Origin of the sequence: Parafrankia colletiae, from assembly GCF_001854655.1 — a bacterium.
GTDB lineage: Bacteria > Actinomycetota > Actinomycetes > Frankiales > Frankiaceae > Parafrankia > Parafrankia colletiae.
Genome location: NZ_MBLM01000019.1, coordinates 1 through 10,599, shown reverse-complemented (window position 1 = coordinate 10,599; position 10,599 = coordinate 1). Strand labels below are relative to the sequence as shown.

6 protein-coding genes and 1 pseudogene are annotated in these 10,599 nt (G+C 68.9%); 6 read left to right on the top strand and 1 reads right to left on the bottom strand.

The annotated features are described in order from the left end of the window. Window positions 1–213: pseudogene (locus CC117_RS04140) on the top strand (IS110 family transposase); the annotation flags it as partial. Window positions 214–796: 583 nt separating this feature from the next. Here CC117_RS04140 and CC117_RS04135 read toward each other — a convergent pair. Continuing rightward, window positions 797–3,445, bottom strand: a complete 2,649-nt coding sequence (locus CC117_RS04135) for an FUSC family protein (RefSeq protein WP_071082440.1) — start codon at window positions 3,443–3,445, stop codon at window positions 797–799. A 622-nt stretch (window positions 3,446–4,067) separates the two neighbouring features. Here CC117_RS04135 and CC117_RS04130 point away from each other — a divergent pair. The 5 genes from CC117_RS04130 to CC117_RS04110 all read left to right on the top strand — a co-directional run bounded on the left by CC117_RS04130 (window position 4,068) and on the right by CC117_RS04110 (window position 10,360). Further along, on the top strand, window positions 4,068–5,237 hold the full coding sequence (locus CC117_RS04130; protein ID WP_071082438.1) for a PucR family transcriptional regulator: 1,170 nt from the start codon (window positions 4,068–4,070) through the stop codon (window positions 5,235–5,237). A gap of 206 nt (window positions 5,238–5,443) precedes the next feature. Further along, window positions 5,444–6,901, top strand: a complete 1,458-nt coding sequence (gene lpdA / locus CC117_RS04125; RefSeq protein WP_071082439.1) for a dihydrolipoyl dehydrogenase — start codon at window positions 5,444–5,446, stop codon at window positions 6,899–6,901. Between the two features lie 15 nt (window positions 6,902–6,916). Continuing rightward, window positions 6,917–7,984, top strand: a complete 1,068-nt coding sequence (gene pdhA, locus CC117_RS04120) for a pyruvate dehydrogenase (acetyl-transferring) E1 component subunit alpha (RefSeq protein ID WP_071082437.1) — start codon at window positions 6,917–6,919, stop codon at window positions 7,982–7,984. Window positions 7,985–8,020: 36 nt separating this feature from the next. Then, the gene (locus tag CC117_RS04115; protein ID WP_071082436.1) at window positions 8,021–9,010 is read left to right on the top strand and encodes an alpha-ketoacid dehydrogenase subunit beta; all 990 of its coding nucleotides are present in this window, start codon (window positions 8,021–8,023) and stop codon (window positions 9,008–9,010) included. A gap of 39 nt (window positions 9,011–9,049) precedes the next feature. After that, a complete protein-coding gene (locus CC117_RS04110) occupies window positions 9,050–10,360 on the top strand; it encodes a dihydrolipoamide acetyltransferase family protein (RefSeq protein WP_071082435.1) in 1,311 nt (436 codons plus the stop codon). Window positions 10,361–10,599 lie beyond the last annotated feature (239 nt).

Genomic DNA, 10,599 nt, shown 5'->3' with positions numbered 1-10,599 from the left:
GCCAAGGCCCGCGTCGCGGTCGAGCACTCCATCCTCGTCGCGATCTACCACATGCTCGACCGCGACGAGCCCTACCACGACCTCGGTGCCGACTACTTCACCCGCCGCCAGGACCCCGCCCGCCACGCCCAGCGGCTGACAGYCCAGCTCAACGCCCTCGGCTACGACGCCGTCATCACCAGGAGGACCGACCAGACCGCCGACGCCGCCTGATCCGGCACGGGCACGTCCCCGTGGGGAAAGTCCCGCTCACCAGTCGCCCCTATTTTCCCTCTAGGACTGGCACACCGCCCTGCCCCGTTTCCACACCGAGATCACCACCCGGCTGAACCCGCCACGGCGGCACCGGACCTGCCACCGCAAGATCAAACGCGGGCAGCACAACGACTACCACAAGAAGAAACCCCACCGGCCCGAACCCGCTTCTACCCGCCACCCCGGGCCCGCCACGATYCGCTTCCACCCACTCACCACAGCAGCATGATCAAAAATAAGCTAAACGGCATTGAGCTATAGCTTCCACCGACGCAACTGTGACAGCCATCCGATGCACGGCGCTGACGGCGGCGCCTTGGAGGGCTACAACGCTCAGCTCACGATCTGTGACGATGTATAGATCGTGTGTGGCGGGCTGGTCCAGGACACACACGACCGGCGTCAGCTACAGCCGACGAGCCGAGCGGCCGTAACAGCGCGCGGCCGATTCACCGTGTCCGTTGCACCGCCGATGCACCTGGCACCGCGAAGCACACTGACTCTCGTCCCGAAGGACAGGCGTACTTCGGCGACAGTGTTGTCACCCGCGGGCACGCCGAACGTTCGGGGCGGGTCTTGGCCCGGCGGCCGCTCCCCGCCCTTCGGCTGTCCTCCGCCGGCTAGCCCAGGGTCGGCCCGGCCGGTGAGCGAGCGCCGTGCCCGCGTCGGTGAGCATTGGTCGCAGATCCCAGAGGATGTCGAGGTAGGTCGCGCGTGCTGCCAGCRCCACGCCGGCACGCACTTCCGGGCGTCGGCGCGCCGTGACGCCGTGACGCACCACGGCCAGTGCCGCCGTGCTGGCCGGGCCTGGACCAGTGCTCGGGTCTGCTGGTAGTGGTGGCCTGCTGTCATCGAGTGCCTCGGCGAATCGCCGGTACCAGGCGCACAGCTCGGCCGCCTCCACCCTGACCGCCTCCTGGGCTGCGGCCAGATCGGGCAGCACGGCGGAGATCTCCATGGTCGAGGCTGTCGCGCTAACATCGCCCCCGGACCGCAGGATGTCCGCTGGCCAGGGTACGTCGCCGGCCCGCAGCAGCTGTGCCGTCCGGCGTAGCCGCAGTGCTCCACCGACGATGGTCATGAGCGCGTCGACGTCGACCCGATCGTTGGGCTGTTCCGACAGGTACTGGCGGACCACGTCGTCGAGCAGACGTCCGGCGCGGAGGGCGTCGCGTGCGGCGGCGGCTATGTGCTCGTCCCGACGGAGACGGCAGACGGCCCCGTCGTCCGGGAGTGCGGTATCGGTGTTCTCTGCGCAGAGGGTGTCGACCCGGCTCGCGGGTAGGGCGGCGGTGTCCACGGAGCTGCCCGGATAGCCCGATGTGCCCGTGTAGGGCGGGTACAGCCATGGCGAGGTCCGCGGCCGGGCGCTGGGCGGATCGTCGTCACCGGGTGCCCGCATGACGACCAGGCCGAGGAAGTCCGCGCCCGTCCGGAAAGCGGCGGCGGCTCGGCGCCGGATCAGCATCGCCGCTCCCCGGGGCCACAGCAGCGCTCCCACAGCCAGGCTCACCCCGAAACCGATCATCGCGTCCTGGATGCGAACCAGGCCCACCTGCCAGCCCGACGGTTCAATGATGTTGAAAAGGATGAGGATGGCAACGGTGAAGCCTGCCTGCCCCAGCACGAATGACGGTTTGCGCCGCAGGTAGCCAGCGACGAACATGGCCAGTGGCAGCACCAGCCACGACACCACGGTATGGGCGCCGACCAGGGCGACGAACAGGCCACCGACCAGAATGCCGATCCCGGTGCCCAGCAGTCCCCGCAGGATCGTCGAGCTGGTCGCCGCCACGTTTGACCGCAGGACCGACAGCGTGCCGAGCGCGACCCAGAGGCCGTGCTGCACCTCGATGTTCTGGGCCACAGCGACAGCGAGAGCGAGCCCCACGGCGCCGCGTACACTGTTGCGGAACCACACGGACCGCAGGCTGGCGTATCCGGCGGCAAGATCGGTAGCGGCGACGCCGCGGCGGGTGAGCCCTCTTAGCCTGTCCGACCAGCCACGCGGCCGTATCCAGGAGCGCGGCGACGGCGCCGGGGCGGTCACCCGCAGCACGTTCACCGCCAGCTCCCGAGTACCCCGGGCCAGCCTGCGCAGCCGAAACGCCTCGGCGATAGCGAGGTCCGCCGGAGGCAGCTTCGACCCCGCGGTACCAGAATCGGCTGACTTGTGGGCTGATCGGGCGGTTGACACAGCAACATCAGGCACCAGCCGGTGACCTGACCGCTCTATGTAGTCCAGCAGGGCTGTACGCATCCCTCTCTCAGCCCGCTCTAGGCGGTCTAGACCTAGCGGCCCGCCCGTCCGTGGACCGCGGTCGAGCCGATCGGCAGCGGCGGTGAGCGTGGCAGAGGCGGCGGCATGGATCTCGGCCGCCTCCCGGCGGAAGCAGACCGCCGCGAGCCCATCCCGGTCCGCGCGCGGTTCAGCGAACGGGACCAACCAGTTGACATCCACGACCAGATGTCCCAACGCCGCAGTGCGCCCGCCGACACCGCCGGGCCGGTGCGCGGTCTCGACAAACCTGCGGCGGAGATGGAACACATCGGTCCAGATCGGGTGGACGTCCTCCGTCCCGGTCCCGTCARACCACGCAGACGRCATCGTCGTCCACGCCACCCCGTCGGYCATCGACCGGCACGCTTGGGCCAGCGCGGCACGCAGCCGTGTCGGTGGCCRCTCCGTCCACAGCACCATGGCCGTGGTGACGGCCGTTACCATGGCGATGCCCCAGCCGGCAAGCCGTTCCGGAATGGCCGACGCAGGGCCAGGCGTCATGACCGCCAGGACAAAGGCCATCAGCGTGGCCTGTCCGGCGACGGCGAAATACGCGTTGAGGACCCCGGAAAATAGCACGACCCATGCAACCAATGCAGTCGCCGGTACCGCTAGCCAGGCCGACCGGGAAGACAGCGTCCCGATGACGAGAAGCGGAACGGCGCCGAGTGCGAACGCAGCATAGGCCATCAGCCTGGAACTAGCCGGCCCGGTGAACTCGACGAACTCCAACAGGACGTAGGAGCCGAACCAGGCGAACAGGCTCAGCCGCACGTCCCCGCCGWCCAGATAGGTAACGGCCAGCAACACGGGGGCTACGACAGCCACCCGGWCGGCCGCCCTGAGGTTAATCAGCCCGGGGTCGCCGGAGAACGCCCCAGCGAGCCGTCCCGACCATCCGTTCCGCATCAGCAGCTCTACCAGCCCTGGATCGTCGCCATACTGACCCAGACCCTCCCACACCCCACTGAAGACGGAAACATTTAGACAGAACCCAACCCGCCGCACGTACCATCTCAACTACCCGACCCACACCCTTGTCAGGTGCGCTGCCACCGCGCCAAGGGTAGGAGTGTCCGATCAACGTGGAACAGAGCCGTTGATCGGGCACTTCCTCACCGCTCGCCCTCGTCGTCTGATCACCAGGCCTAACTGCGGCCCGATGTGCCGCACCTTCCCAAGATCCAATAATCCCTCATATCCGATTTGGCGTCGCGCAACAGCGCATCAGCAAGCATCTGCTCGACCTCGTGCCCGACGGCCTGATCGTGAAGGTCGAGCAGCAGGAGCTCGCAGACGCGATCGACTTGAGGCGTATGGTGGTCGCGCGATCGCTAGCTGCGTGCAGCCTGCCTCGTGGTGCGACACCCGTCGCGTATCCGCGTCCGTGACCCGAGCGAACTACACGTCCTGGCGTCGGGACGGAAGGCAAACGCCGTGCTGGGCAAGCCGCGCAAAGGGGGCGAGACCGTCGACCTCCGCCCTTGATGAACCCGCTGCTGCCCCTGCATCTCCCGCTTCGGCGACGCGGTTGCTCGCCATCGAGTGTCTAGCTGGCCTGGAGGCACTGACCGACGAGCTGGTTGGCGCCGTCCACGCGGGCGACCGTCCCTGGATCGCAGCCTACGACACGGTGTCAGTGGATGATCTGCGTCGGGGTTGCAGCGCCTACCTGCGGCGAGTCCTCGAACGAATCGCAGGCGAGGTCTCGGACGTAACAGACGACGAAGTGGCGGTGGGCATTGGCCGCGCCCGGGCGGAGCAGGGCGTCCCGCTGGAGGTGATGTTGCGAACCTTCCGGCTAGGCGGGCGAGTCGTGTGGGAGGGCTTGCTGCGTGCGGCCCGGCGTACCGGGGCGAGCTCGGAGATCATTGGCCCAGCGGCGACCGTGCTCTGGACCGTCGTCGATGGCATGTCCTCGTCGCTGTCCACGGCATACCGGCAAATGCAGCTCGACCAGCTACGCCGGGCCGAGCGACGGCGCCACGCGGTGTTCGAGGACCTCCTGGCCGGGCGTGCAGACGACGCGGCATTCCTGCAGCGCGTAGCCGGCGAACTCGACCTGCCCGTTGGTGGGCGGTACCTGGTAATAGTTGCTGCCCTGTCTGGGCAGCGGTCACCGGCCGGGCGCGCGCAGATGGTGCTGGATGCTCACCGTATCCGGTCGATTTGGCATGAACGGGCCGATACGGTCGTCGGGGTCGTCCCGCTGCCCGAGACGTCGTCCTTTTCGAGTCTGTCGTCCGATGCGGGCGCGGCGCTGGGCGGGCGTGCGGCCGCCGCACATGTCGACGGCGGCCTGGCCGCCGTTGCTCTGGGTCATCGGCTCGCTACCTTGGCGCTGAGTACGGTGTCCGTCAACGCGTCGGGCCTTGTGAGCATCGACGAACGTGTCCCAGAATCCCTTCTCGTCCGCTCCCCGGAGCTGTGCCGCCGGCTCGTCGACACCTGGCTTGGCCCGGTGCTCGCCCTGCCTGTCAAGGAAGCCAAGCCCCTCTTGGACACCTTGACCGCCTGGCTCGAGGCCGACCGGTCAGCCTCGGTGGCTGCCGAGCGGCTCTTCTGTCACCGCAACACCGTATTGAACCGGTTGCACCGCGTCGCAGTCCTCACCGGACGGAGCCTCGACGGCCGGCGGCCCTTCGTCGAGCTGTCGCTCGCGCTGAGCGCCCTGGAGCTTCCCGAGCCACCCGCTTCCTGATACGCCTCTGTCGGCGGAACGCCGCTATCCGGAGCGGGCGGGTCGACGGACGGCGGGCGAGTCGACGCTTGGGCATGGTGCACAAAAGCCGACCACCAGCTCTGGGCACTTCGGCATGGTCCCAGCGCTCCGGATAAAGAACACTCGACCTCAGCGCGGGCGGTGTGTCTTCCCCTGCGGTGACCATCGTCGAAGGGCTCACCGGCATGCCAGATTTCGATCTGCTCGTCCTCGGTGGCGGACCCGGGGGGTACGTCGCTGCGATCAGGGCCGCCCAGCACGGCCTCTCCGTGGGGTTGGTGGAGAAGGAACGCCCCGGTGGCGTGTGTCTGAACTGGGGCTGCATCCCCACCAAGGCGATGCTGCGCTCGGCCGAGGCGTTCGACGTGGTCCGCCGAGCACACGAGTTCGGGGTGTGCACGGGCGAGCCGACCGTCGACTATGACGCCGTCCGGCGCCGTAAGGACGACATCGTCAAGGGACTGGCCGACGGCGTGGCGGGGCTTCTGCGTGCTAACAGCGTCACCACAATCGCCGGCCACGCCCGCATGACGGGGCCGACCTCGGTCGAGATCCTCGAGGTCGGCGACGCGCCGCTCGGGCCCGGGGGGCCCCTGTACGCCGCGCCCCCTACGGGCACGACGGCCACCCGGTCGGTCAGCGCCCGCGATGTCGTCATCGCCACGGGCTCACGGCCCGCCGAGCTCCCGGTGCCTGGCGCGGACCTGCCGGGTGTGATCACGTCCGACGGCGCGTTCGGCCTGACCGAGGTGCCCGAGCGCGTCGTAATCGTCGGCGGCAGTGCCGTGGGAGCCGAGTGGGCCACCCTCTTCGCCGAGTTCGGAGCCGCGGTCACCGTGGTCGAGATGCAACCGACCCTGGTCCCGGCCGAGGACGCAGCGATCGGCGCCGCCCTAGCCCGTTCCTTTCGCTCGCGTGGGATCGGTGTACTCACCAGTTCAACCGTCTCCGCCATCGAGGTGGCCGCACCGCTGCGCGTGGTCGTGGACGGCCCGGAGCCCGGGTTGATCGAGGCGGATGTCGTCCTGGTGGGAGCGGGTCGCGTCCCCAACACCCGGGACCTCGGGCTCGACGTGGCCGGGGTCACCACCGACCGGCGGGGTTTCGTAACGGTCGACGACCGGATGCGGACCGATGTCGAGCACGTGTTCGCGATCGGCGATGTGACGGGTCGGGCCATGCTGGCCCACGTCGCCTCGCACCAGGGCCTCGTCGCGGCGGACGTGGTCGCCGGGCACGACCGCCGTATGGACTACCGCGTGGTCCCCGCCGCGACCTTCACGCACCCTGAGATCGCGAGCGTCGGGCTGAACGAGGCGGCCGCCCGGAAGGCGGGCATGGACGTCACCGTCGCCACCTTCCCCTTCGCAGGCCTGGGTCGCTCCCGTACGTTCGGCCGTACCGAGGGCTTCATGAAGATCGTCGCCGGTACGGCTCACGGCGAGATCCTGGGCGTCCACGTCATCGGTCCGTCTGCCAGCGACCTGATCACGGAGGGCGCGCTAGCCCTGACGCTCGAGGCGACGCTCGATGAGCTCGCGGAGACGGTCCACGCCCACCCCACGCTCGGCGAGATCGGCATGGAGGCCGCGCTCGTCGCGCTTGGCCTGCCCGTGCACGCGAACCCGCCACGAACCCGCTGAACCGGAGGGGACCTCATGGCCGCCCGCACCGCCCGCCGCCGGAACGAAGCGACGACGATTGACCACGCACCGATCAGCTCCGAGGACCCGGATACGCTGCGTCAACATCTGCGCCAGATGGCACTGATCCGCCGCTTCGAGGAGCGCGCGGCGCAGGGCTACACCCAGGCCAGGATCGGCGGGTACTGCCACCTCAACCTGGGCGAGGAGGCGACTGTGGTCGGGGCGATGGCCGCACTGCGCCCCACCGACTACCTCTTCACGAACTACCGCGAGCACGGCTACGCGATCGCGAAGGGCATCGACCCGGGCCGGGTCATGRCCGAGTTGTACGGCCGCACGACCGGCACCTCGAAGGGCTGGGGCGGCTCGATGCACATGTTCGACACCGAGGCCCGCTTGCTGGGCGGATATGGGATCGTGGGCGGCCAACTACCACTCGCCACCGGCGCCGCCCTGGCCGTCGCATACCGCGGGGGCGATGAGGTCGTCCTCTGCCAGATGGGTGACGGGACCACGAACATCGGCGCCTTCCACGAGTCGCTCAATCTGGCCGTCCTGTGGAACCTGCCGATCGTCTTCCTAGTTGTCAACAACGACCTCGGGATGGGCACGACGGTCGACCGGTCCTCGGCCGAGCCGGAGCTGTTCAAGCGTGCCTCGGCCTACCGAATGCACGGCGAACGCGTGGACGGCGCGGACGTGCTCGCCGTCCACGCGGCCACGGCGAGGCTGGTTGAGCGGGCCCGCACCGAGAGCCGCCCGGCCCTGCTTGAGGCGGTGAGCAAGCGACTCAAGGGCCACTCCGTCGTCGACCCCGCCCGGTACCGCTCCGCGGACGACGTCGCGGCCGCCCGAGATGCCGACCCGCTGGTCCGCTTCCGCGCCGCTCTGGCCGCCGCGCGCGTCTTCGACGAGGCCGAGCTCGACACCGTCGTCGCTGAGGGACGGGCCGCCGCGGATGATGCGGTCGCCTTCRCCGCCACGAGCCCGCACCCGGACGTTTCGACACTTTTCGACCACACCTACGCAACCCCGGTGGCCAGCGTGGCACGGCGGCTCCCCGCCGACCCCATCTTCTGACCCATCCAGGCCTCACTCGTACCGCAAGGAGCACCCATGCCTGTCCTCTCCTACCGCGAGGCCCTGCGCAGCACGTTGCGCGAGGAGCTCATCCGGGACGACAACGTCTTCCTGATCGGTGAGGAGATCGGCGTCTTCGAGGGTTCATACAAGATCACCGAAGGCCTGCTCGGCGAGTTCGGCGACAAGCGGGTCCGGGACACCCCGATCTCGGAGGAGGGCTTCGTCGGGGCCGCGATCGGGGCGGCGATGCTAGGACTGCGCCCGGTTGTGGAGCTGATGACGATCAACTTCTCGCTCATCGCCATTGACCAGATCGTCAACCATGCGGCGAAGATTTACGGGATGTTCGGCGGGCAGACGAGCGTCCCGATGGTCATCCGCACGCCGGGTGGCGGCGGGCAGCAACTCGGCGCCACGCACTCGCAGAACATCGAGCTTTACTACGCGTTCGTCCCGGGTCTGAAGGTCGTCGCCCCGAGCACCCCGGCCGATGCGAAGGCCCTGCTGCGAACCGCGATCCGCGACGACGATCCCGTGCTGTTCCTCGAAAACCTCGCGCTCTACAACGTCAAGGGCGAGGTGCCCGAGGATCTGCCGACGGCGGAGATCGGCAGAGCCGCGGTGACCCGACCGGGCACCGACATCACCCTCATCGGCTACTCCCGGATGGCGGCCGTCGCCCTCGATGCCGCCGAGAAACTGGCTGCCGAGGGCGTGTCAGCCGAGGTCGTCGACCTGCGGTCGCTGCGCCCGCTGGACCGCGAGACACTCGTCCGCTCGGTGCGCAGGACCGGATGCGCTGTCGTCGCCGAGGACGACTGGCTCACGTACGGCATTGGGGCCGAGGTCGCCGCCTCGATCTCCGAGGGCGCTTTCGACCACCTCGACGCGCCCGTGCGTCGCGTCGCTGCGGCCGAGGTGCCGCTCCCCTACGCAAAGTCGCTCGAGGACGCCGCACTACCGTCCGTCGACTCGGTCCTCACCGCGGCGCGCGAAACCCTGCACGCTGTCGGCCGCCGCTGACACCTCCGCCGACCGACGCCGAGTATCCGAGGAAGGGCCATGCCCGAGATCACGATGCCCCGCCTGTCCGACACGATGGAGGACGGCGTGGTGATGCTGTGGCGCAAGCAGGTCGGCGACAAGATCACCAGCGGTGAGATACTCGTCGAGGTCGAGACCGACAAGGCAATCATGGAGCTTGAGGCGTACGACGACGGTGTCCTGGAGCGGATCCTTGTCGATGAGGGCAGCCGAGTGCCGATCGGCACTCCCATCGCGGTGATCGGCGACGGGACCGGCACGGCGTCGTCCCCCGACTCGTCGGGCGGGCCGGCGTCGGACACCGCCCCCGGCCCGGCCTCACCCGCCTCGACCACCTGCGGGCGCACGGACACCACAGGCGGTACTGACGGCGCCGGAGCTTCCGCCGACAGCGCGGGGGACAGCCGTGCAGACCGTCCCCGTTCCTCACCGCTAGCCCGCAAGATTGCGGCCGAGCGGGGCGTGGACCTCGCCAACATCGTCGGCACAGGCCCCGGGGGACGGATCGTACGCGCCGATGTGGAACATGTGGCCGACACCGTACCGAGCAACGGCATCGTCCTGCCCGAACCGGTGCGCCCGGCTCCGAACGGAACCCCGACGGCACGCGACGCCGCGCGGTCCCCAGCACCCGAGGCGGATGTCGACGAGCTCCCTCTGTCCGGGATACAGCGGGTGGCCGCGAAGCGGCTGACCGAGAGCAAGCAGCAGGCTCCGCACTTCTACCTCACGCGCGCAGTCGACATCACGGCACTCACGGCCTTCCGCACGACCCTCAACGAGACGCTGGCCGCGACCGGTGGGCCCAAGCTGAGCATCAATGACCTCATCGTCAAAGCCGTCGCGACAACGATCCGCACTAACCCGTCCGTCAACGTGTCCTTCGGCGGGGACGTCCTGCGCCGGCACCGGCGGATCAACCTGGGCATCGCAGTTGCGGTGGAATCGGGACTGGTGGTGCCGGTCATCACCGACGCCGACCGGCGGCCGGTGTCTGAGATCGCCACCATCGGCCGGGAGCTCGCCGAGCGCGCCCGCGCCGGCCGCCTGCAACCCGCTGACATGAGCGGTGGCACCTTCACGATCTCCAACCTCGGGATGTTCGGCATCGAGCAGTTCGCCGCCGTCATCAACCCGCCCGAGGCCGCGATCCTCGCGGTAGGCGCCGCCACCCAGGAGGTGCGGATCGTTGACGGCGAGATGGTAGCGCGCGCGATCCTGCGGCTGACGCTGTCCGCAGACCATCGCGCAATCGATGGCGCGACCGGCGCCCGGTTCCTCCAGGACCTCGCAAGGACGCTCGAGACCCCACTCCGGATCGTCAGCTGAAAGAGATCTGCGCCAGCCACGGAGCGCGCGGCTGGCAGGGCAGCAGCCAGCTCACCGACGCAACGCCCACAATGTGCCCCAAACACCCTCTCACTGGATGTTTACGTGGTTTCGATGAGGATAAGTCGGTTATGTTGGCGGCGGTTTTTGTTCCTTTCGCGTGGTAGAGGCATATCCATGCACGCCAGGACCCTGATCACGATGGTTGTTGGGGGCGGGTATACGGGCAGGTGTCCGTC